Source organism: Streptomyces sp. NPDC001514 (assembly GCF_053597075.1).
This window is the reverse complement of record NZ_JBSFHO010000017.1, coordinates 49,677-71,892: the sequence shown is the minus strand read 5'-3', so window position 1 is coordinate 71,892 and position 22,216 is coordinate 49,677. Positions and strand designations below refer to the sequence as shown.

At 71.4% G+C, this 22,216-nt stretch carries 18 protein-coding genes and 1 tRNA gene; 8 read left to right on the top strand and 11 right to left on the bottom strand.

The genetic code is table 11. From position 1 onward, the window contains the following. Positions 1–282 precede the first annotated feature (282 nt). Together mycP and eccE are read right to left on the bottom strand one after the other, a co-directional pair. Positions 283–1,467 (bottom strand): type VII secretion-associated serine protease mycosin, encoded by a 1,185-nt coding sequence (gene mycP / locus ACWCXB_RS19535; protein ID WP_450724441.1) that lies wholly within the window; start codon positions 1,465–1,467, stop codon positions 283–285. Further along, a complete protein-coding gene (gene eccE / locus ACWCXB_RS19530) occupies positions 1,460–3,313 on the bottom strand; it encodes a type VII secretion protein EccE (protein WP_450724439.1) in 1,854 nt (617 codons plus the stop codon). Before eccE ends, mycP begins: the two co-directional genes overlap by 8 nt. Before the next feature lie 651 nt (positions 3,314–3,964). On the opposite strand from eccE, the gene ACWCXB_RS19525 reads away from it, so the two are divergent. Then, positions 3,965–5,083 (top strand): hypothetical protein, encoded by a 1,119-nt coding sequence (locus ACWCXB_RS19525; protein ID WP_450724437.1) that lies wholly within the window; start codon positions 3,965–3,967, stop codon positions 5,081–5,083. Here ACWCXB_RS19525 and ACWCXB_RS19520 read toward each other — a convergent pair. The 3 genes from ACWCXB_RS19520 to ACWCXB_RS19510 form a co-directional block, all read right to left on the bottom strand. Further along, positions 4,996–5,184, bottom strand: a complete 189-nt coding sequence (locus ACWCXB_RS19520) for a zf-HC2 domain-containing protein (protein WP_450724435.1) — start codon at positions 5,182–5,184, stop codon at positions 4,996–4,998. The genes ACWCXB_RS19525 and ACWCXB_RS19520 overlap by 88 nt on opposite strands. Positions 5,185–5,330: 146 nt before the next feature. Beyond that, a complete protein-coding gene (locus ACWCXB_RS19515; RefSeq protein WP_450724433.1) occupies positions 5,331–5,864 on the bottom strand; it encodes a hypothetical protein in 534 nt (177 codons plus the stop codon). 143 nt (positions 5,865–6,007) lie between these two features. Beyond that, positions 6,008–6,853 (bottom strand): MurR/RpiR family transcriptional regulator, encoded by an 846-nt coding sequence (locus ACWCXB_RS19510; RefSeq protein ID WP_450724431.1) that lies wholly within the window; start codon positions 6,851–6,853, stop codon positions 6,008–6,010. A gap of 142 nt (positions 6,854–6,995) precedes the next feature. On the opposite strand from ACWCXB_RS19510, the gene ACWCXB_RS19505 reads away from it, so the two are divergent. Next, positions 6,996–7,412, top strand: a complete 417-nt coding sequence (locus tag ACWCXB_RS19505; RefSeq protein ID WP_450724429.1) for a hypothetical protein — start codon at positions 6,996–6,998, stop codon at positions 7,410–7,412. A 280-nt stretch (positions 7,413–7,692) separates the two neighbouring features. Here ACWCXB_RS19505 and ACWCXB_RS19500 read toward each other — a convergent pair whose 3' ends face one another. Then, positions 7,693–9,081, bottom strand: a complete 1,389-nt coding sequence (locus ACWCXB_RS19500; protein ID WP_450724427.1) for a cystathionine beta-synthase — start codon at positions 9,079–9,081, stop codon at positions 7,693–7,695. A gap of 143 nt (positions 9,082–9,224) precedes the next feature. Here ACWCXB_RS19500 and ACWCXB_RS19495 point away from each other — a divergent pair, with 143 nt between their 5' ends. From ACWCXB_RS19495 to ACWCXB_RS19485, 3 genes are all read left to right on the top strand, one after another. Next, complete coding sequence (locus ACWCXB_RS19495) at positions 9,225–10,235, top strand: SGNH/GDSL hydrolase family protein (RefSeq protein WP_450724584.1); 1,011 nt, start codon at positions 9,225–9,227, stop codon at positions 10,233–10,235. A 242-nt stretch (positions 10,236–10,477) separates the two neighbouring features. Then, positions 10,478–11,698 (top strand): acetyl-CoA C-acetyltransferase, encoded by a 1,221-nt coding sequence (locus ACWCXB_RS19490; protein WP_450724425.1) that lies wholly within the window; start codon positions 10,478–10,480, stop codon positions 11,696–11,698. Positions 11,699–12,017: 319 nt separating this feature from the next. After that, positions 12,018–12,887 carry a hypothetical protein gene (locus ACWCXB_RS19485; RefSeq protein WP_450724582.1) on the top strand — a complete coding sequence of 290 codons (870 nt, stop codon included), beginning with the start codon at positions 12,018–12,020 and terminating at the stop codon, positions 12,885–12,887. A gap of 187 nt (positions 12,888–13,074) precedes the next feature. Here ACWCXB_RS19485 and ACWCXB_RS19480 read toward each other — a convergent pair whose 3' ends face one another. Beyond that, positions 13,075–13,404 carry a hypothetical protein gene (locus tag ACWCXB_RS19480; protein ID WP_450724423.1) on the bottom strand — a complete coding sequence of 110 codons (330 nt, stop codon included), beginning with the start codon at positions 13,402–13,404 and terminating at the stop codon, positions 13,075–13,077. Between the two features lie 99 nt (positions 13,405–13,503). Here ACWCXB_RS19480 and ACWCXB_RS19475 point away from each other — a divergent pair, with 99 nt between their 5' ends. Then, the gene (locus ACWCXB_RS19475) at positions 13,504–13,734 is read left to right on the top strand and encodes a DUF4287 domain-containing protein (RefSeq protein ID WP_093656142.1); all 231 of its coding nucleotides are present in this window, start codon (positions 13,504–13,506) and stop codon (positions 13,732–13,734) included. Between the two features lie 111 nt (positions 13,735–13,845). Here ACWCXB_RS19475 and ACWCXB_RS19470 read toward each other — a convergent pair whose 3' ends face one another. Both ACWCXB_RS19470 and ACWCXB_RS19465 read right to left on the bottom strand, forming a co-directional pair. After that, on the bottom strand, positions 13,846–14,733 hold the full coding sequence (locus ACWCXB_RS19470) for a Bax inhibitor-1/YccA family protein (protein WP_450724421.1): 888 nt from the start codon (positions 14,731–14,733) through the stop codon (positions 13,846–13,848). A gap of 347 nt (positions 14,734–15,080) precedes the next feature. After that, positions 15,081–15,162: transfer RNA gene (locus tag ACWCXB_RS19465), tRNA-Leu, on the bottom strand. A 377-nt stretch (positions 15,163–15,539) separates the two neighbouring features. On the opposite strand from ACWCXB_RS19465, the gene ACWCXB_RS19460 reads away from it, so the two are divergent. Then, positions 15,540–16,310, top strand: a complete 771-nt coding sequence (locus tag ACWCXB_RS19460) for an ABC transporter ATP-binding protein (RefSeq protein WP_450724419.1) — start codon at positions 15,540–15,542, stop codon at positions 16,308–16,310. Positions 16,311–16,360: 50 nt separating this feature from the next. Beyond that, on the top strand, positions 16,361–18,895 hold the full coding sequence (locus tag ACWCXB_RS19455; RefSeq protein WP_450724417.1) for an ABC transporter permease: 2,535 nt from the start codon (positions 16,361–16,363) through the stop codon (positions 18,893–18,895). A gap of 70 nt (positions 18,896–18,965) precedes the next feature. Here ACWCXB_RS19455 and ACWCXB_RS19450 read toward each other — a convergent pair whose 3' ends face one another. Beyond that, positions 18,966–20,300 carry a class I SAM-dependent methyltransferase gene (locus ACWCXB_RS19450; protein ID WP_450724415.1) on the bottom strand — a complete coding sequence of 445 codons (1,335 nt, stop codon included), beginning with the start codon at positions 20,298–20,300 and terminating at the stop codon, positions 18,966–18,968. Between the two features lie 259 nt (positions 20,301–20,559). Beyond that, the gene (locus ACWCXB_RS19445; RefSeq protein ID WP_450724413.1) at positions 20,560–21,939 is read right to left on the bottom strand and encodes an NAD(P)/FAD-dependent oxidoreductase; all 1,380 of its coding nucleotides are present in this window, start codon (positions 21,937–21,939) and stop codon (positions 20,560–20,562) included. Positions 21,940–22,216: the final 277 nt, after the last annotated feature.

Below are 22,216 nucleotides of genomic sequence, written 5' to 3'. Positions count from 1 at the left end.
TGAAGGGCGCCCCACGCCCCCGTGGCGGCCACGGCGTAGGGGGAGAGGGACCGGGGCGGAGCCCCGATATGCAGCCTCGCCGGGGATTGAGGCGCGCGGGTCCGGGGGCGGAGCCCCCCCCGCAGAACGGGGGGCTGGGGCGGAGCCCCACCCGGGGTCCGGGGCGGAGCCGCCCACGCGGCGGAGCCGCAAATCGACACTGCGGGAAGGGGCGGGGTGGGGGAAGAAACACGACTGTGCGGCCGCCCGTCGGGACGGCCGCACAGACAGGGGCAGGCCCGGTCAGGGCCTGCGGGCCCCCACCCGGGCCACCAGGATTCCCGTCGCTCCCAGCGCCACCAGGCCCGCCAGGCCAAGGAGGAACCAGAGCGCTCCGGAGCCGGGGGCGGGGCCGGCGGGCCCGGCGGCTGCCGCGGGCGCCTGGGGCCGTGCCCCGGAAGGCGGGGCCGCTGACGGCGGCTGGGACACCGGCCGCGGAGAGGACGCCGCGCGCGCCTCCCCCGGCAGCACCGCCGTCACCGCCAGATACGGGTTCACCACCCCCCACCCCACCTGCGGATCCGGCAGCCGCTTCGCCGGACGGTCCGCCGTCGCCTCGATGCGCCTGATCACCTGGTCCACCGTCAGGTGCGGGTGGCGTGCCCGCACCAGCGCGGCGGTGCCCGCGACATACGGCGTCGCGAAGCTCGTGCCCTGGTCGACCTTGTAGCCCGGGCCACCGGTGCCGAGGCTGAGGATGTCCTCGCCCGGCGCGGCGATGTCCACGAACTCGCCGCTCCGGGAGAAGCCCGCCGGCTGGTCGTCACGGCCGACCGCGGCCACGGCCAGCACGCCCGGGTACGCGGCCGGGAAGCTGACGCCCGCCGTCCGCAGACCCGGCTGCTCCTCGTTGCCCGCGGAGGTGACGATCAGCACGTCCTCGGCGACGGCGTGCTGCACGGCCGCGTCCAGTTCCTTGCTGCGCACCGGCGAGTTGACGGAGACGTTCACGACCGAGGCACCGGAATCGACCGCCGCGCGGATCGCCTTCGCCATGCCGTTGGCGGTGCCGTCCTCACCGTCCGTGGTCTGCCGCACCGGCAGGATCCGGACGCCAGGGGCCACTCCCGCGAACTTCAGGCCGCCGGCCGGCTTCGCGGCGATGATCCCGGCCACGAAGGTTCCGTGGCCGACGCAGTCCGTGTCACCGCGGCCGCTCGTGCCGACGACGTCCTGACCGCGCAGCACCTGACCCTTCAGCTGCGGCACGCTGCCGTCCACGCCGGAGTCCACGACCGCCACCGTCTGTCCTTCGCCCAAGGTGAGGTTCCAGACCTTCTGGAAGTCCAGCCTCGCCTGGGACCAGGGCAGATCGGGCGTGGTCCGCACCGCCCTGGGGGCACACTCGGCCGCGGCCGCCGACGGGACGGGCAGCACGGCCGCGTACACGAGGGACGTTCCCACGAAGAGCGACGCGGCCCTACGCATGGCCGTGTCCGAGTACGGCGAGCAGCTCGTCCTCGGCCGGCGTCGGCGCGAGGTTCAGGACGTTCGCACTGCCCGGCACGACGAACGCCGTCGTGCGCTTGGGCAGCATCGGGAGCAACCGCAGGGCCGCGCGTGGGAGTTCGTACGCGGCGCATGCTTCCCGGGCCAGCGGCAGCGTGAGCCGGGGCACGAGCAGCGCGTCGTACCGGCGCAGCATCTCCGTGCGGTCGTTCGGCGTCTTCGGGTGGATGCTCACGCCGAGCTGCCAGGCACCGAGGTCGGCGCGTGGAGCGCCGCTGGTGCCGGTGAACTCGTCGACGATCGCGACCGGTCGCATCGGGCTGCCGGGCGGCGGTGTCGTGCCTCCCGGCAGATTGATGACCAGGTGGCGCGGATCGGTGCCCGCGGCCCGCATCAGCGCTGCCCATGCCTGCGGCTGCGGGGTGCGCACATGCACGAGGACACCGGCTGCAAGGAGCCGGAAGACCAGGAGTCCGGCCTGGTCGCGGGGGACGAAGACACCGAGACGCACGGGGTCGCGCCGCAGCAGCGGAACGGTCGCCGGCCGACCGTCCTGCCAGGCGCCGAGGACGAATCCGGCTCCGCGCAGGACGAGTTCCGCCGGAACCGGCGAGGCGCCGTCGTGCACGCGGCCGCCCACGGAGCGGCCGAGCGGCAGCGTGGCGAGCAGGCCGGTCGCCTGGTCGCCGTCGAGACGTTCGAGCCGGAGCCCCTGCTGGGCGGCGGCCGGCGGCAGGGCGCTCTCGGCCTGGGGTGCCGCTCCCGACGTGCGGACGAGTGCGGTGCAGCCGCCGCCGGGCGTGAGGGTCACCGAGAGGCTCGTGGCGCGGGCCGGGAAGGAGGCCAGGAGGTCCTGGAGCCCGGGGAGGCCGCTCGCGGCGGCCTTGAAGTCCTTCACCCAGTAGGTGACGTGCCCGGTGCCGAGCGAGTGCCAGGACGTCCAGGTCTCCGCGGCGACGGGACTGCCGCCGTCCGTGTCGTCCGCGTGCCGCAGTCCGGCGGCCGCGGCCAGTGCCTCGGCCGCCTCCTCCTCGTCGAGGACGCGGGCGCGCAGTCCCGCGTCGTCCAGCAGCGCCACGGTCCGCACGGCGCCCCGGCGCAGGGCGCGCCTGATGCCGGGCTCGCCGCCGCCCCGGGCGGCCACGGCCTCGGGGCAGGCGGCCTCGTCGAGGCGCAGCGCCACCCACACGTTCTGCCGCAGCGGTGTGAGGTCCCTGTTCAGCTCCTGGTAAGCGGCCGCGGCGAGCGGCGACGCGGCCTCGTCGCCCGCCGGCGCGGTGACGTTGTGGACGACGATCTGCACGGAGGCGTACGCGATGTCGTCGACCCGGAGCAGGGAACCGAAGGCGGCCGGCAGCAGGGCCGCCCCCGCGTCCTGGTCCGACGGCTCGACGGCGACGAGCACCACCCACGCGGCTCCGTCGTGCACGATGCCGAGAGGGGTACGGCTGCGGCCTTCGGCCCGCGCCACGGAGAGCTCGGGCAGCACCGACCTGAGCGGTGCGAGCGGTGAGGTCTCGCCGCCGCCGCGCACCTTGCGCCGGGAGCGGAACCGCATCCGGGTGAGCACCCAGTCGTACAGCCAGCGCTGCTGGACGCGCAGCACGGTGGCGGCGAACAGCGGCACCGCGAGCGCGAGGACCGCGGGCCTCAGCCCGACCGGGCCCAGTACCGCGACGGCCGTCAGTGCCGCGATCGCCTCCCAGGCGATCAGATGTCCGAGCCCCACGCCGAGCAGCGGCTTGCTCCGCCCTCGTGTCCGCACGGGCAGGTCCGCCGCTTGATCGCGTCGCTGTCCGGCCGTGCGCTCTGCCACCGCACTCATCCCTGTCCCATCCCTCCGGTCGGGCCCCTTTCGCAGGGCCTCCGCGCCGGGGGTCGTCCCAGCGCGTACGCATGAGGCACGGACGCCGGAGCCGGTGCGCTCAACGGTCCGTGGCAGCCGCCGTCGGGCGTGGGGGCCTGAACCCCGTCAGGGCGGCACGCGTGGTGCCTTTCCGTACAGGCTTCCGGTCTGTACGGGTTTCCGACCTCGCCCGCACCGCAGGGCGAATCCCCGCACCGGAGGACGATGTCAGTGGACGGCACAGTGGGAACGGCAGGCGCAGCGCGCACCGTCAGCAGCCCTTCGGCGAGGACGACAGCGGAACCTACGGGTCCGCGCCCCGAGCAGTCGCCGTCGACCGGAAACGGGTGGGCCACGCGGTCACCCGGCACCCCGGGCACGACGGCCCCGGCCCGTAGCGCTACGGACGGCGCGGACGGCGCACCCGGCACCCCGGGCACGGCTCGCACGGCGCGCAGCGCTACAGGTGCCGCTGCGAGCGCCGCGCGGTCTTGGGGATCGCGTATCGACGCCGCCATCGCCGCGGCCACCCGTCACGCGATCGCCGGTCAGCTGCCCAACGGCTCCTGGGCCGAGGCCCCGTGTGCGGGGACGGCCGAGACCGCTCTGGCCTCGCTCGCGCTGAGCGGTGTGCCGGATGCGGCCGCCCAGGAGGCCGCGCGCCGGTCCCGGCAGTGGCTGCGGGAGCGGGGACCGCGGCCGGGCTCGGCCACCGTCACGGACTTCGAGTCGGCGTTGGGTTCGCTGGCGCTGCGGGACGGGCGGCCCGTGCGGGTCGGGCCCGATCGTCCGCTCGCGCTGCTGCTGCAGACGGTCGCCGTGCACGCCGACCGTGCCGTCGAGGGCGGCCTTCCGCTGTCCGGGCTGCGAACCGCCCTCGCCCGTGCGGCCGGTGACGCCGAGCCGTTCACGGCCACGGCGTTCCACGCCGCGCTCGCCCTGTTCGAGGCGCCGGGCGGCGACCATGCCACCGTGCGCCGTGCGGTGCGGCAGATCGTCGCGGCGCAGCGCGAAGACGGTTCCGTCAACGGCAGTCCGCTCACCACGGCCCTGGCCCTGCTCGCCCTCCAGGCCGCGGCGGCCGGAAGCCCCGCATGGCGGCGCGCCCGGGCCTGTCTGCTGCGCACCCAGCGGCAGGACGGCAGTTGGGCGCCGTCACCGCTCGACGTACGTGCCACGGCGGTCATGGTGCTCGCCTTCCGGGGACTGCCTGAGTTCGATGCGGGGGCCCTGCCGCGTGGGCTCGCCTGGCTGAGCGCGCGGCGGGGCGAGGACGGCGGCTGGCCGGCGGACGCCGGGGGGCCGACGGACCCCTGGTCCACTGCCCTGGTGCTGGCGGCGCTGGACGCCTCCGGCACCGCAGCGTCCCTCATCGGTCTGCCGGACCAGGGGCTCGGTGGACAGGGCGGCGCGGTCCCGACGGCGGCGTCACCCGCCGGTGCCGGGATGCGGCTGGCCGCTCTGCTGCGGGACCCGGCCGCGACCGAGGACGAAGTGCTGCCGCTCATCGGCCGCCTGCTCGACTCGCAGGGGGCGGACGGACGTTGGGGAGGGACACTCGCCGTTGCCACTGCGGGCCGCGCACTGCCGACCCACTGCCGCATGCACACCCAGGCAGCGGTGGTGTGGGGTCTGAGGTCCGCGCCGACCGGAATGACGGGTTACGCGGGCCCCTGGCCCGGCTCGTCCAGCAGATCTTCCTCGGTGAACAGCGTCAGCATCGAGGGAACCTCCGCGATGTCGAGATAGGCCGCCCGGCACTCGGCGCACTGCCCGAGATGCGCGGAGACCAGTGCGTCATCGGCAGGGTCGAGCGCGCCCATCACGTACGCACCGAGCTGCAGCTCCACGTGCGCGCCTCCGTGGGGCGGGACCGTACGGGGTCCCGTCTCGTCACCTGTCACCCGTTCATGATGCGGGCAACGCTCAGTCATCACAAGGCGGTTCCGGAGCCCGTACCGTCACGTACAGCGATCAGATGCCGGGGCGAAGGGGCTCAGCGGCGCCGTGCACCGCCAGGCGCGGCGTCGCCGGCGGCGGGCCCGGTCGTGCGGTAGGACTCCACGCGGGGGCGGGCGGGCCCTCCCTGCGGCACCTGGTCCGTCACCACCCAGTACAGGACGTCCGCGGTCCGCTCGCGCCCGCCGATGAGGCGCGCCTTCAGCCACAGCCCGGTCCCGGCGCCCGCCAGCAGCATGCCGCCCGCGGCCGGAACGGCGAACGAACTCCCGACGGCCCCGGCAAAGGCGAGCAGCAGCCACCAGCGGTACGCGCGGCGCCAGTTGCGCAGGGTCACGGCACGGTCCTGGAGGAAGTCGCCCTTGGCGGCCCTGGTGGCAGCCGCCTCCAGCGCCCGGTGGCGGCCCTGCCTGGTGAGCGCCACGAAAGCGGCCGCGACGAGGAACAGTGCGGCGCCCGCGTACAGCCCGATCCGACGCCCCGTCAGCCCTTCCGGCACCAGTCCGGTGCCGACCGCGATGATGCCGAGCCACACCATCGGGGCCGCCCCCGCCCGTACGATCACCGCCACCCGCGCCAGTGTCCGGCCTCCGCGCCCCACGTCCGTACTCCCTTCGCGTCCACGGTCCTTCGGGCGCGGAGGGTAGTGGGCAATTCTGAGGAGCAGCTGAGAAACGCAAGACCGGTCGGCACGGGGGGTGTCCCTAGGGGCCGCTAGTCCACGAAGAGGCCGCGCTCCGCCGCCCGTGCGTCGAACTCCTCCAGGCGAGACTGCGCGTCCGGCAGGTCGTCGCACATCGCCTCCAGCAGCACCCGCCCCAGCAGCATCGGCGCGCAGGCCGTGTCGAAGGCGAGGCCCGTGCCGACCGCTGCGGGGATCAGCAGGTCGCTGTGGGCGGCGACCGGGGCGAAGGCCGAGTCGGCGACCGTGACGACGGTCAGCCCGGCCCCGTGGGCGTACGCCAGCGCCTCCACGACCTCCTTCGGGTGGCGCGGCAGGGCGAAGCAGAGCAGCGCGCTCGCGCCCGCGCGGCGGGCGGCGTCGATGCGGTCGGCGAGCATCGTGCCGCCCTCGTCGAGGAGGCGTACGTCCGGGTGGACCTTGCCCGCGAAGTACGCGAAGCCGCGGGCCTGGGACGAGGCGGCGCGCAGGCCGAGGACCGGGAGGGGGCGGGAGGCGGCGAGGACCCGGCCGGCCCGTTCGACGGGGGCCGGGTCCGCGAGCATCTCGGCGAGGTGCCGCAGGTTCTCGATCTCTGCGTGGACGGCCTGCTGGTACTCGTTGAACGTGTCCTTGTCCGCGGCCGGTTCGACGGGCGCTACCTCGCGCAGATGGCGGCGCAGCGCCGGGTAGCCGTCGAAGCCGAGCGCGACGGCGAACCGGGTGACGGAGGGCTGGCTGACCCCCGCGAGCTCGGCCAGTTCGACGCTGGACAGGAACGCCACATCGCCGGCGCGGCGCACCATGCAGTGGGCGATTCGGCGCTGGGTGGGGGTGAGCCGGTGCCCCTCGAACAGCTGCTGCAGTCGTGCGGCAGGGCTGTTGTGGTTCTCGCTCATGTCATCCCCCTCATTCAGCCACTTGGAACTCTGCATGACCTTATACACGTCGGGCAAGGGACGGCCGACGTTGCCGAGGGTCCGGGCGACAGGGGGGCCAGCCCCACTGACACCCTCGCCCGCGCTCCCTACCGTGGACCGCATGGAAGCCCGCGACCAGGAGCTCACGAAGGAGCTCGACGCCACCCTGCACGCCCGGCGCGAACTGGGCACCGAGTACGAGTCCGCGCTGATCGAGTCCTTCCTGGAGAAGGTCGAGCAGCGCATGGACGCCACCGTGGACCGCCGTGTGCGGCGCCATCTGGCCGAGCAGCAGACGGCCGCCGCCAGGGGCGGGCGCCCAGGGCAGCCGGGTGACGGCTTCGGGAGCTTCGCCGAGCGGTTCGGCTTCGCGATGTTCTCGACCGTCCTCGCGGTCCCGCTCTCGGCGATCGGCGTGGTCAACGCCGGCATCGACGGCCTGCTCGTCACCTGGGCCGGCATCGTCGGGGTGCACGCGTTCAGCGGCCGGATGCGGCTCGGCCGCCGTGGGAAGCCCGTATCGGACTGGGAGGACTGAGAGCCCGGGTCCGGGGGGAGGGGGCGCTCGATTCGGCCGCAGCTTCGCACAAGTGGTACGAGCGCGACACGTTGGCGCAGCACACGCTTAACACGCGTCCGGCACATTGAGGGGTGTCGGCGTCAAGGACCTCCGGAGCGGCTCCCGGACCTCCATGGACGCCCGGACGCGGAGTCGGCCCTGACCCGGACCGCGTCCCTCGCGGGGACCGCCGTCGTCCCGCCCCCCGGGTCACCCGGGGGTGCGGCGGTCCCCGCGCACCACATCTCCCGCGGCGCGGTTACTTGGTCCCGGTCCTGGCCAGGAACGACAGCAGGTCCTGACGGCTCACGACACCCGTGGGCTTGCCCTCGACCAGCACGATCGCCGCGTCCGCCTGACCGAGCACCGACATCAGGTCGCCGACCGGCTCACCGGAGCCGACCTGCGGCAGCGGCGGGCTCATGTGCTTCTCCAGCGGGTCGTTCAGCGACGCCCGCTGCGTGAACAGCGCGTCCAGCAGCTCCCGCTCCACGACCGAGCCGATGACCTCGGCGGCCATGACGTCCGGGTGCCCGGCGCCCGGCTTGACGATCGGCATCTGCGAGACGCCGTACTCGCGCAGGACGTCGATGGCCTGGCCGACCGTCTCCTCGGGGTGCATGTGCACCAGCGACGGCAGCGCGCCCTCCTTGTGCTGCAGCACCTCGCCGACCCGCGGCTCGTCGCCGGCCTGCTCCAGGAAGCCGTAGTCGTTCATCCACTCGTCGTTGAAGATCTTCGACAGATAGCCGCGACCGCTGTCCGGGAGCAGCACGACCACGACGTCGTCCGGGCCGAGCCCCTCGGCCACGCGCAGCGCCGCGACGACCGCCATGCCGCAGGAGCCGCCGACCAGCAGGCCCTCCTCCTTGGCGAGGCGGCGGGTCATCTGGAAGGAGTCCTTGTCGGACACGGCGACGATCTCGTCGGTGACGGTCGGGTCGTAGGCGGTGGGCCAGAAGTCCTCACCGACGCCCTCGACGAGGTACGGCCGGCCGGAACCGCCGGAATACACGGACCCCTCGGGGTCGGCGCCGACGATGCGCACCTTGCCGCCGCTGACCTCCTTCAGATAGCGACCGGTGCCGGAGATGGTGCCGCCGGTGCCGACGCCTGCGACGAAATGGGTGATTTTCCCCTCGGTCTGTTCCCACAGTTCGGGACCGGTTGTCTCGTAATGCGACCGCGGGTTGTTGGGGTTGGAGTACTGGTCGGGCTTCCATGCGCCCGGCGTCTCACGTACGAGCCGGTCGGAGACGTTGTAGTACGAGTCCGGGTGCTCGGGGTCGACGGCCGTCGGGCAGACGACGACCTCGGCACCGTAGGCGCGCAGCACATTGATCTTGTCAGTGGACACCTTGTCAGGGCAGACGAAGATGCACTTGTAGCCCTTCTGCTGGGCCACGATGGCCAGGCCAACGCCCGTGTTGCCGCTCGTCGGCTCGACGATCGTGCCGCCCGGCTTGAGCTCGCCGCTCTGCTCGGCGGCCTCGATCATGCGCAGGGCGATGCGGTCCTTCACCGAACCGCCGGGGTTGAAGTACTCGACCTTGGCGAGCACCGTCGCCTGAATGCCCGCGGTCACGCTGTTGAGCTTCACCAGCGGGGTATTGCCAACCAGACTGATCATCGAGTCGTGGAATTGCACCGTAAGTCTCCGGGATCTCCGTAGTGGTTCCGTCAGCGTATGCCGTACCGGGGCGAGATTGGGCGACGGTCGTTACGGGGCAGTTAGCTCTTGGACGACTGCACGGCTACGCGGAGGTGGCTGGGACTGTGTCGAGGGCGAGGGTGGCGCGGCGCATCGCGGCAGGTGCGGCATACGGCGGCGGCGGAATCGGCCTGCTCGGAGTGGCGGCCGTGGGTGTGGTGCTGGCCGAGGTGCAGCTGGCGAAGAGGTCGGTCGGCGGTGGCACCGCCCCGCTCCCACCCACCCCTGAGGGGCTGTACGGGACGGCGTCGTACGGCCCGTCGAACCCGCTGCGGCTCGTCCTCCTGGGGGACTCGACGGCGGTCGGCCAGGGGGTGCGGCGAGCCGGGCAGACGCCGGGTGCGCTGCTGGCGTCGGGACTTGCGGCGGTGGCCGAGCAGCCGGTGGACCTGCGGATCGTGGCGGAGCCCGGGGCCAGGTCGGACGACCTGGAGCGGCAGGTCGGCCTGGCGCTGCTGGATCCGGCGCGGGTGCCGGACGTCTGCGTGGTCATGGTCGGCGCGAACGATGTCACGCACCGGATGCCGCCGACGCAGTCGGTGCGCTATCTGTCCGCGGCGGTGCGCAGGCTGCGCACGGTGGGCGCGGAGGTGGTGGTGGGCACCTGCCCTGATCTCGGCACGATCGAGCCGGTGTACCAGCCGCTGCGCTGGCTGGCCCGCCGGGTCTCGCGGCAGCTCGCGGCGGCGCAGACGATCGGGGTGGTGGAGCAGGGCGGCCGTACGGTCTCGCTCGGCGACCTGCTGGGCCCGGAGTTCGCGGCGAACCCGCGGGAGATGTTCGGCGTGGACAACTACCACCCCTCGGCGGAGGGCTATGCGACGGCGGCGATGGCGGTCCTGCCGACGTTGTGCGCGGCGCTCGGCCTGTGGCCGGAGACGGACCGGCTGGACGCCGACCGCGACGAGGGCATGCTGCCGGTGGCGAAGGCCGCGGTGGAGGCGGCCGCGGAGGCGGGCACCGAGGTCACGGGCGCCCGGGCGCCCTGGGCCCTCCTCAAGCACCGCAGGCGCCGCCGCCTCCCGGCCCCGGTGGCCCCGGAGCCCGCGCCCTCGGCGACCCAGCGCGCCGAGATCCACGGGTCCGACTGACCGTCCCGGGGGCGGGGGCCACCCGGTCCCCACCGGCGGGCCCGGGGCCGGGTGCACCCGGCCCCGTCCGGCGACCCCGGGCGTCCGTCCCCGAGCGCAGGACGGACTCCGCAGGCCTGGCCGTAAGCGAGCGCTTAGAAAAGAGGCCCGCATCACACGGTCCGTACGGTGACCCGAGCGATACGTAGGGGTAACTTCCAGACAGTCCTCCCTGACCGCCGCACATCCCCTCTGGAGCCGTGATGCCCGAAGCCGTGATCGTCTCTGCCGCCCGCTCCCCCATCGGCCGGGCCTTCAAGGGCTCGCTCAAGGACCTGCGGCCGGACGACCTGACCGCGACCATCATCCAGGCCGCGCTCGCCAAGGTCCCCGAGCTCGACCCGAAGGACATCGACGACCTGATGCTCGGCTGCGGCCTGCCCGGCGGCGAGCAGGGGCACAACCTGGGCCGCATCGTCGCCGTGCAGATGGGGATGGACCACCTCCCCGGCTGCACGATCACGCGCTACTGCTCCTCCTCCCTCCAGACCTCCCGCATGGCGCTGCACGCCATCAAGGCCGGCGAGGGCGACGTCTTCATCTCGGCCGGTGTCGAGATGGTGTCCCGCTCCGTGAAGGGCACCTCCGACGGCCTGCCCGACACCCACAACCCGCTCTTCGCCGAGGCCGAGACGCGTACCGCCGCCGTGGCCGCGAGCGAGGGCACGAGCTGGCACGACCCGCGTGAGGACGGCCTGATCCCGGACGCGTACATCGCGATGGGCCAGACCGCCGAGAACCTGGCCCGCCTCAAGGGCGTCACCCGCCAGGACATGGACGAGTTCGGCGTACGGTCCCAGAACCTCGCCGAGGAGGCCATCAAGAACGGCTTCTGGGAGCGCGAGATCACCCCCGTGACCCTCCCGGACGGCACGGTCGTCAGCAAGGACGACGGCCCGCGGGCCGGCGTCACCCTGGAGGGCGTCCAGGGCCTGAAGCCGGTCTTCCGCCCCGACGGCCTGGTCACCGCCGCCAACTGCTGCCCGCTCAACGACGGCGCCGCCGCCCTCGTGATCATGTCCGACACCAAGGCGCGGGAGCTGGGCCTGACCCCGTTGGCCCGGATCGTCTCCACCGGTGTCTCCGGCCTCTCCCCCGAGATCATGGGATACGGCCCGGTCGAGGCGAGCAAGCAGGCGCTGAAGCGCGCCGGGCTGACCATCGGCGACATCGACCTGGTCGAGATCAACGAGGCGTTCGCGGCCCAGGTCATCCCGTCCTACCGCGACCTGGACATCCCGCTGGACAAGCTGAACGTCAACGGCGGCGCGATCGCCGTGGGCCACCCCTTCGGCATGACCGGCGCCCGCATCACCGGCACGCTGATCAACGGCCTGCAGTTCCACGACAAGCAGTTCGGTCTGGAGACCATGTGCGTCGGCGGTGGCCAGGGCATGGCCATGGTGATCGAGCGCCTCAGCTGACGTCGCGGTCACCGGCCCCGACGCACGGCCCCGGCCGCGTCGGGGCCGCTGACCTGCCCGATCGGGCGGATCACCCTCCCGCAGCAAGGGCTTTCTCAATCCCCTCGCGTCCCAGCCGTGACCGAATCTCCCCCAGGATGTGACCTATCTCCTGGGGGAGAGGCATTCCCGCAGGTCAGACCAGATCTTGGGCTAAACATCCAGCCCAAAGTCCTGTCCTTTTCGTGACGTAATGCACTGACACCTGGCATCGGCTCACGACAAGCTGATGTAGTAAGTCGGGGAATCCATTGAAACCGGGAGTACGTCAGTGAGCGCCATGTCCCTCGCCCTGCTGCTGACGACGGCCGCTGCCACGGCCGTCGGCGCCGCTGCCCTGCACGCCGCTCACGGGCTGCGCAAGCAGGTCACGGCCCTGCGTACGGAGCTGGCCGCCGCCATCGGCGCCGGTACCGGCTCCTTCGCCGCAGCCGTCCCTCATGCCCGCACCGCCCCCGCCGACGAGATACGCACCGCCGTCGCCGAGGCCCTCGCCGAGGAGCGCGAGCGCGAGCTGGCCGAGGCGCGCGCCTTCTGGGCCGCGCAGGAGGCCCGCGACGCCGCGGACGCGCCGACGCTGCTCGGTGGCTCGGGCGGCTTCGGTGACGACCTGCCTCCGCTGTTCATACCGCGCCAGGCCGACTTCGCCGGGCTCGAGGCGATGGACCTGGAGGCCGTCGAGGCCCTCGACGAGCTCGACAGGCTGGCCGGTCTGGCCGAGGTCGCCGAGGTCGCGGAGGTCGCTGAACCGCCCGCCGAGTTCGCCGACGAGTCCAACGAGCTCGCCGCCGCCCGCCGGCGGCACCCCTCGCACCCGGACTTCGTCCCCGTCCAGACACCCGTGGTCACCGATCACGAGCGCACCGTGGCCCGGCTGGAGGAGCTCGCCGAGACCGGCACGGCCCTCACCGATGTACGGCCCGGCCCGCTGGGCACCCTTGATGTGTACGTCTTCGCCGACGGCACGACGCTGTGTATGACGCCGGGCCACCGGGAGACCGCCGAGCGGCTCGCCGAGGCGCTGCGGGCCGGCAAGGCGCCGGTCCTGCTGGGCGGCTCGGGTGTGTCGGGCGCGTACGCCCTGACGTTCTCGTGCGGCTCCGACGAGAACGTCTACATCCTCGCGGACCGCATCATCGCCTCGCTCTAGGCGCTCTCGCTCCAGGCGCCCTCGTTCCAGGCACCTCGGCTCCAGGCGCATCGCGCCGGCCTCGCTGCCGGGCCGGAGCGTCGCCACAGCGACGCTCCCCGGAGGCGCCCCCAATACGCTCCAAGGCGCCCCCAGGCGTATCGAGCCGCACTGCAGAGACGGGCTGCTGGTCGGGCTGCAGCACCGGCTACAGAGACGCCCTCAGCCGCTGCCCCGCCTCCTCCACGAACCTCACGGCCTCGCCCAGCTCCTCCGGCGAGGCCGTCGCCATGCGCAAGGCCTCGGCCAAATCCGTCCCCGCGACGATCAGTTGGTCCGCGACCGCGAAGATACCCGCGTCGGGCATGATCCACGGCTCGTCGTCCGGGGTCTCGATCCGCTGGGCCCGCAGCGCCAACTCCCTGGCCAGCGCCAGCCCTTCGGCCGCCGCGCCACGCTGCAGCCGGCTCTGCGGCGCAGCCCGCAGCCGGTCGGCGATCCGCTCCACCGCGGCGGTCAGAGGTGTCGTATCAAGCACGTCGCGACCCTACGCGCCGGTGCGGGACTGTTGCCAATACGCGAACACTCAGGCACGGTGACGTGAAGGACCACACGCGCAAAGCGTCCGGAGGCGCCGATGTCCCAAGTCTTCTCCGAAGAGACCCACCGCAATCTGCTCTCCCGCATCCCTCATTGCACCGGTCGTGAAGTGGCCGACTGGCTGCGCACCGTAGAGGAAGGCCCCTCTCTCTTCCGCTTCGAGGAGAAGGTCAGCTGGCTCCGGAGCGAACACAACCTCGCGTACGGACATGCGAAAGCGATCATCCATGAGTACGACCTGAGGCGGGCGGCGCGAAAGCTGCTCTAGGACGTCCAGGACGTGCATCCGACAACGGGAAGGGCCCGCCCGGCAGTGCCGGAACGGGCCCTTCGTCGTCAGTCGTCAGTCGTCAGTCGTCGGTCACGACCGGTGGAGGCGTCAGTCGTCGCCCTGCAGGATCGACAGCAGACGCAGCATCTCCAGGTAGATCCACACCAGCGTCATGGTGAGGCCGAAGGCCGCCAGCCAGGACTCCTCGCGCGGAGCGCCGTAGGCGATGCCGTCCTCGACCTGCTTGAAGTCCAGGGCGAGGAAGCAGGCACCGAGGATGATGCCGATGACACCGAACAGGATGCCGAGGCCACCGCTGCGGAAGCCGAGGCCGTCACCGCCGCCGAAGACGGCGAACAGCAGGTTGACCGCCATCAGCAGCATGAAGCCCATCGCGGCCGCCATCACGAAGCCGTAGAAACGGCGCGTGACGCGGATCCAGCGCATCTTGTACGCGATCAGCACGCCGGCGAAGACCGCCATGGTGCCGAGCACGGCCTGGGCGACCACGCCGTCGGCGATGTACGTCGAGACGGCGCTGGAGATGACACCGAGGAAGACGCCCTCGAACGCGGCGTACGCCAGGATCAGCGCGGGCGAGGCCTTGCGCTTGAAGGACTGGACGAGCGCCAGCACGAACGCCACCAGCGCTGCGCCGACGGCGATGCCGTACGACTTGCTGATGTTCGCGGGGTCGACGGGAAGGAGCACCCACGACAGGACGGCCGTGAGCACGACCGTGCCGAGCGTCATGGCGGTACGCGCCACGACGTCGTCGATCGTCATCACATTGGTGCGGGCGGGCGCCTGCGGCGGGGCACCCAGCTGGGCGTCCGCCGGAGCGTAGGGGTTGGTGGCGTACGGGTTGCCGGCGCCCTGGGCGTACGGGTTGGTTCCGACGGCGGGGCCCCCGGCCTGCGGCGCGGTGTTGAAGCCCGCGTGGCCGTTGTCGCGGCTGAACCCCCGTCGCGAGAAGACCGGGTTGCTGCTCCTCATCTCACTCCTCCATGGCCACCCTGCGCGGCCTTCCCACAAGAGTAATGCGAGGGCAAAGAGGTCGGCCTAGTGCTGAGGGAGGATCTTTCCTGGATCGTGACGGGACGGTCACCCTCCTGGACCTGGCGGTCCTTCCCGCGGACACCCGGCGCGCCCGGCGCGGCGTCCGTGGACCAGCAGGCCCCCAGAGCCGTGCGCTGATGCAGGACCGCCCGCCCGCGCGGACCGTGCCGTCCGCCCCGCGCGGACCGTGCCGTCCGCACCGGCTCCCCGTCGGGTCCGGGCCGAAGGCGCGAGCAAGCGTTAAGTATTCAACGAATTCCCGCTCGCGCCACCGGCCGCAGACGTGCCCGGAGCCGGACTCGAACCGGCACGGCCCGAAGGCCAGCGAGGTTTAAGCTCGCCGTGTCTGCATTCCACCATCCGGGCTTGGCGCGCGGCTCCGCGTTGGCACCTGAGCCTATCCGGGCAGATCCCCCGAACAGCCGAACGCCCGACCCGATGTTGTCTTATTTTATTGACTTCTGAGGGTGCATCAGCCCAGGTAACCGGCAGTTTTCACCTGGCGTTACCCGGCCCGTGCACGACCGGAACGGTGCCCGGGAATGACGGAAAGTCGCCGCCGCAGGCGCGATCGCGTCCCCGAGGCGGCCCCAGGGGCGCCGTCATCCCAAAGGAGGACGGGCGGGCAACGCCGTCAGACCCAAGAGGGCCTCGGGAACGGGCACCGGGACGGACGATCCGGCGGCGGGCGGGCAGCACGATGGGGTGGTCCCTGAAGAACGCCGTGACAGGAGAGTCGTCTCGTGACCACCACCCCCACCGCCCACCGCGCCACCGCGGTGGCCGCCCGCGCCATGGATCTGTCCAAGGTCTACGGACAGGGTGAGACCCAGGTGGTCGCCCTCGACCGGGTCACCGTGGACTTCCGGCAGGGCGAGTTCACCGCGATCATGGGGCCTTCGGGCTCCGGCAAGTCCACGCTCATGCACTGCGTCGCCGGTCTCGACAGCTTCAGCAGCGGCTCCGCACGGATCGGGGAGACCGAGCTCGGTTCGCTCAAGGACAAGCAGCTGACGCAGCTGCGCCGGGACAAGATCGGGTTCATCTTCCAGGCGTTCAACCTGCTGCCGACGCTGACGGCACTCGAGAACATCACGCTGCCGATGGACATCGCGGGCCGCAAGCCCGACAAGCAGTGGCTGCAGCAGGTCATCGACATGGTCGGGCTGTCCGCGCGGCTCGGTCACCGGCCGGCCCAGCTGTCCGGCGGTCAGCAGCAGCGCGTCGCCGTCGCCCGCGCGCTCGCGTCCCGGCCCGAGATCATCTTCGGTGACGAGCCGACCGGAAACCTTGACTCCCGCTCCGGCGCCGAAGTCCTCGGCTTCCTGCGCAACTCGGTACGGGAGCTGGGGCAGACCGTCGTCATCGTGACGCACGACCCCGTGGCCGCCTCGTACGCGGACCGCGTCATCTTCCTCGCGGACGGCCGGATCGTGGACGAGATGCTCGCCCCCACGGCGGACGGCGTACTGGACCGCATGAAGGCGTTCGACGCCAAGGGCCGGACCAGCTGACCGACGGCCTCACCGAAGACTTCCGGCCCTCACCTCAGGACTGACACACCATGTTCCGTACTGCCTTGCGCAATGTGCTCGCGCACAAGGCCAGGCTGCTGATGACCGTACTCGCCGTGATGCTCGGCGTGGCGTTCGTCTCCGGCACCCTGGTCTTCGCCGACACCCTCTCCAACGCCTTCCGCAACCAGTCGGCGAAGAGCTATGACAACGTCGCCGTCGCCATCACCTCGTACGCCGACCCGGACGACCCCAAGGCAGAGCCCGGCCTCTCCCGGGAGACCCTCGACAAGGTCTCCGCGGTGGACGGCGTCACCGCCGCGTACGGCCGCGTCAACGGCTTCGCCGGGGTCGCCGACCCCGACGGGAAACTGATCGGCGTCGGCTGGTCGAACAAGGGCTCCAACTTCGCCCCCGGCAAGGACGGCAAGGACCCCGCCTACACATTCACCGACGGCTCGGGCCCGGTGAAGGACGATCAGATCGCCCTGGACAAGGAGTCCGCGGCCAAGGGCAAGTACCAGGTCGGCGACCGGGTCCGGGTCGCGACCAACGGGCCGGTGAAGGAGTACACCCTCAGTGGTGTGTTCACCACCGAGGACGGCGCCGTGAACGCCGGCGGCAGCCTGGTGCTCTTCGACACCGAGGTCGCCCAGAAGCAGTACCTCAAGCCGGGCTACTTCGAGGACATCACCGTCACCGCCGCCCCCGGCGCCGACGACGCGAAGATCCTGGACGCGGTCGAGCCGCTGCTGCCGGACGCCGCCGAAGCCCGGACCGGCCAGGCGCTCGCCGAGGAGCAGGCGAAGCAGATCGAGGAGGGTCTGGGCTCTCTGAAGCAGGTCCTGCTCGGCTTCGCGGGCATCGCGCTCTTCGTCGGGATCTTCCTGATCTCCAACACCTTCACGATGCTGGTCGCCCAGCGCACGAAGGAGATCGCGCTGATGCGCGCCGTCGGTGCGTCACGCAAGCAGATCACCCGCTCGGTGCTCGCCGAGGCCGCGGTGGTCGGCCTGGTCGCGTCGGTGATCGGCTTCGTCCTCGGCATCGGGCTGGCGACCGGTCTGCGGTCCGGAATGGCCGCGTTCGACATGAAGATTCCGGACGGCCCGCTGGTCCTCTCGGCCACGCCGGTGATCGCCGCGCTCTCCGTCGGTGTGCTGATCACGATGTTCGCCGCCTGGCTGCCCGGCCGCCGGGCAGCGAAGATCCCGCCGGTGGCGGCGATGAGCAGCGTCCACGCGGTGGCCACCACCAAGTCGCTGGTGCTGCGCAACTCCATCGGAGCGGTCATCACCGGCCTCGGCGCTGCCGGGATCGTGGCGGGTGCCTCCACCGGCGGCGACGACGGCCGGATCCTGATCGGGGCGGGCGCGTTCTTCGCGCTGATCGGTGTGATCATTCTGATCCCGCTTCTGTCCCGGCCCGTCATCGCGCTCGTCCGTCCGCTGCTCGTGGGCCCCTTCGGGGTGTCCGGCAAGCTGGCCGGCCAGAACGCGGTCCGCAATCCGCGCCGTACCGGCGCCACCGCCTCGGCGCTGGCGATCGGCCTGACGCTGGTGACCGGCCTGACGGTGCTCGGCGTCACGGTGGGCACGGCCATCGACAAGATGACCACGGACAACATCAAGGCCGACTACATGGTCTCGATGGCGAACGGCGGGCAACTCGACCAGTCCTCACTGACGGCGCTGGAGAAGGCCAAGGGCGTCACCGCGGTCTCGCCGCAGCAGTCCGTCTACTTCGAGCTCGGGAACGAGGACTACGTGTCCGCGTCGGCGGTCACGCCGGGCGACATCGAGCAGGTCCTGAACGTCGAGGTCGTCAGCGGCAGCATCGATTCGCTCGCCAAGGGCCAGATCGCGGTTGCCGAGAAGACGGCCAAGAGCAAGGGCTGGAAGACCGGCGACAGCGTCTCCGTCACCTTCAACGACAAGAAGAAGGACACGCTGACGGTCGGTGCCGTCTTCAAGGACAGCGAGTTCCTCTCTCCCGTCCTCGTCGACACGAAGGTGACGAACCCGCACGAGGTGAAGCCGTACATCCCGCAGATCTTCGTGAAGATGGACGGCGGCCAGACCTCGGCGAACGAGAAGGTCCTCATCGACGCGCTGGGCGACAACCCCGCGATCACCGTCATGGACCAGCAGGACATCCGCAACGAGTTCGGCGGCGTCATCAACACTCTGCTGAACATCATGTACGGCCTGCTGGCGATGGCCCTGATCATCGCGGTGCTGGGCGTCGTCAACACCCTCGCGATGTCGGTCTTCGAACGGCAGCAGGAGATCGGCATGCTGCGCGCGATCGGTCTGGACCGGCGGCGGGTGAAGCGGATGGTCCGGCTGGAGGCCGTGGTCATCTCGGTCTTCGGCGCGGTGATCGGCATCGGCCTCGGCTCGTTCCTCGGCTGGGCGATCGGCGAGACGTTCGCGGACAAGATCCCGGGCTACGCGCTGGTCCTGCCCTGGGACCGGATCGGGATCTTCCTGGTCCTCGCCGGACTGGTCGGCGTGCTGGCCGCGCTGTGGCCGGCCCGAACCGCCGCGAAGCTGAACATGCTGAACGCGATCAAGACCGAGTAACCGCGGTCGGGAATCGAAGGGCCGGGCCTCCCCCAACGGGGGAAGCCCGGCCCTTCGGCCTGCGCCGGGATCAACGACTCCCGGGCTCACTCCACTTGCGTGCCCGCAGGGGCATCCCGGAAGCGCCCGCTTCCGGGGTCTTCACCGCCAGGATCTGGTTCACCCCGATCCTGTTCCGCTCGAAGGACACGGCGGACGCGGCCATGTACAGCCGCCAGATCCGTGCCCGTCCCGGTGAGATCTGCCGCACCGCGCGCTGCCATGCGGACTCCAGATTGGTCACCCACGCCCGCAGGGTGCGGGCGTAGTGCTCGCGGATCGACTCCACGTCCCGGGCCTCGAATCCGGCCTCCTCCAGGATCGACAGGGTCCTGCCGAGCGGTGCCAGTTCCCCGTCCGGGAAGACGTACGCGTCGATGAAGTCGTCCACGCGGTAGGCCGCTTCGTCCGGCGCGGGACGGCGGGCGATCTGGTGGTTCAGCAGCCGGCCGCCGGGCTTCAGGAGCCCGTACAGGACGTCGGCGTACTCCCGGTACTGCTCGGAGCCGACGTGCTCGGCCATACCGATGGACGAAACCGCGTCGTACGGCCCGTCCTTGACGTCCCGGTAGTCCTGGACGCGGAGCTCGATGCGGTCGGTCAGGCCCTCCTCGGCGATGCGCTTGCGGGCGTACGCGGCCTGCTCGCGCGACAGGGTGATGCCGGTGACCTGGGCGCCGTACTCCTTGGCCGCATGGATCGCCATCGAGCCCCAGCCGCAGCCCACGTCCAGCAGCCGGTCGCCCTCCTTCAGCGCGAGCTTGCGGCAGATGAGGTCGAGCTTGTCGCGCTGGGCGTCCTCCAGGGTCCCTCCGTCCCCCCCGTCCCCGTCGTCCCCGTCGTCCCAGTAGGCGCACGAGTAGACCATGGACGGGCCGAGCACCAGCTCGTAGAAGTCGTTGCCCACGTCGTAGTGGTGACTGATCGCCTGCCGGTCCCGGACCCTGGTGTGCAGGGGACCGTGGCGCCTGCGGACCTCCTCGGCGGGCGGGGGCAGCGGCAGCCAGACCCGCGGCCCGGCGAGCTCGAGCAGCTCCCTCGCCGCGGCGCGCAGCCGTGGATCGCGTACGGGATGGAACCCCGGCCCCTCGTCGGGGCCGCGGTCCCAGATCAGCCCGGCGAGCCGGTCGAGGGCCTCGTACAGATCCCCCTCGACGTCGAGCTCCCCGGCCACCCAGCCACGGGCCAGACCGAGTTCACCGGGCTTCCAGAGCAGCCGGCGCAGGGCGCGCCGGTGCCGGACGACGAGGACGGGTCCATCGGGGGGCCCTGCTTCGCTTCCGTCCCAGGCGCGGATACGGACCGGGGGCGGCGCCCCCAGCAGGGTCTCGGCGAGAGTGGTGAGCCGCGAAGCGGCATCGGCCATGGCGCACACCTCCGTGATGACGGTTTCCGGAAATGCCCAACACCACGTAAACACCGTCGGCGTTCCGATGCAGTCCCCTGAGCACGCAAATGGACGGCAAAGTGGATGTCTTCACCATCTTTCACGGTCCTTCACGGCATTTGACGGCCTTGGACGGTGCACGGGAACGCCGAAGGGGCCGTCCGCACCACGGATGGCGGACGACCCCTTCGGGGTAATGCGAGGTACTTCGGGATACTTCGGGACTACTGCAGCGGGCTCAGGAGGCGTTGGCCTTCTCCGGGGCGGGCTTGGCCGCCGCCGGGGCCGGCTTCGCGGCCTCGTAGAACTCCTCGCGCGGCGACTCGATCGCACCGAGCGAGACGACCTCGCGCTTGAGGAACATCGCGAGCGTCCAGTCGGCGAAGATTCGGATCTTGCGGTTCCAGGTCGGCATGGCCATGCCGTGGTAGCTACGGTGCATGTACCAGGCGAGACGGCCCTTGAGCTTGATCTTCACCTTGCCCATGACGATCATCGCAACGCCCTTGTGCAGGCCGAGACCGGCGACCGCACCCTTGTTGGCGTGGCTGTACTCCTTCTGCGGGAAGCCCCGCATACCGGAGATCACGTTGTCGCCGAGGACCTTCGCCTGGCGCAGCGCGTGCTGGGCGTTCGGCGGGCACCAGGCGTTCTCGACACCGGCGCGGCGCGAGGCCATGTCCGGGACCTGGGCGTTGTCGCCCGCGGCCCAGATGTGGTCGGTGCCCTGCACCTGGAGGGTGGCGGCGGTGTCCACGTGGCCGCGGGGGCCGAGCGGGAGGCCGTAGCGGGCGAGCGCCGGGTTCGGCTTCACACCGGCGGTCCACACGATGGTGTTGGAGTCGACCTCCAGGCCGTTCTTCAGCACCACGTGGCCGTCGACGCAGGAGTCCATCGAGGTGTTGAGGTAGATCTCGATACCCCGGGCCTCGAGGTGCTCCTTGCCGTACTTGCCGAGCTTCGGGCCGACCTCGGGAAGGATCTTGTCGGCGGCGTCGACGAGGACGAAACGCATGTCCTCGCGCTTGACGCTCTTGTAGTACTTGGCCGCGTCGCGGGCCAGGTCCTCGACCTCACCGATGGTCTCCGCGCCGGCGAAGCCGCCGCCCACGAAGACGAAGGTCAGCGCCTTGCGGCGGACCTCCTCGTCGGTCGTCGAGTCGGCCTTGTCGAGCTGCTCGAGTATGTGGTTGCGCAGGCCGATGGCCTCCTCGATGCCCTTCATACCGATGCCCTGCTCGGCGAGGCCGGGGATCGGGAAGGTGCGGGAGACCGCGCCGAGCGCGATCACCAGGTAGTCGAAGGGCAGCTCATAGGCCTCACCGACGAGCGGCGAGATCGTGGCGACCTTGCGGTCCTGGTCGATGGTGGTGACCCGGCCGGTGAGTACCTCGGCCTTGGGCAGCACGCGTCGCAGCGGGACGACGACGTGCCGCGGCGAGATGCTGCCGGCGGCGGCTTCGGGGAGGAAGGGCTGGTACGTCATGTACGACCGCGGGTCGACGACCGTGACGGTCGCCTCCCCGTACCGCATCTTCTTCAGAATGCGACGAGCTGCGTACAGGCCTACGTACCCACCGCCTACTACGAGGATCCTGGGACGCTCCGTGGTGCTCATGCCATCGAGTATCCACCCCCCTAGGAGGGGTCGCTCGTGAGCCCCTTCACAAGCACCTTCGAACCCTCTGCTACACTCCGCCGCCCACGTGACCGAGGTCATGGCGCGGTCAGGGAACCACAATGTAACGGCGAACGTTGTCAAGGCCGTCTGAGCTGGCCCCATCCGGCGCAATGAAGGTGAACCACTGCCCTGTTCCACGTGTACGTAGCGCGGCCGGCGCATGCCGGACCGTGGGCGCTCAGGCCGAGTTGGACACAAAAGCAGGCCCGGAGGG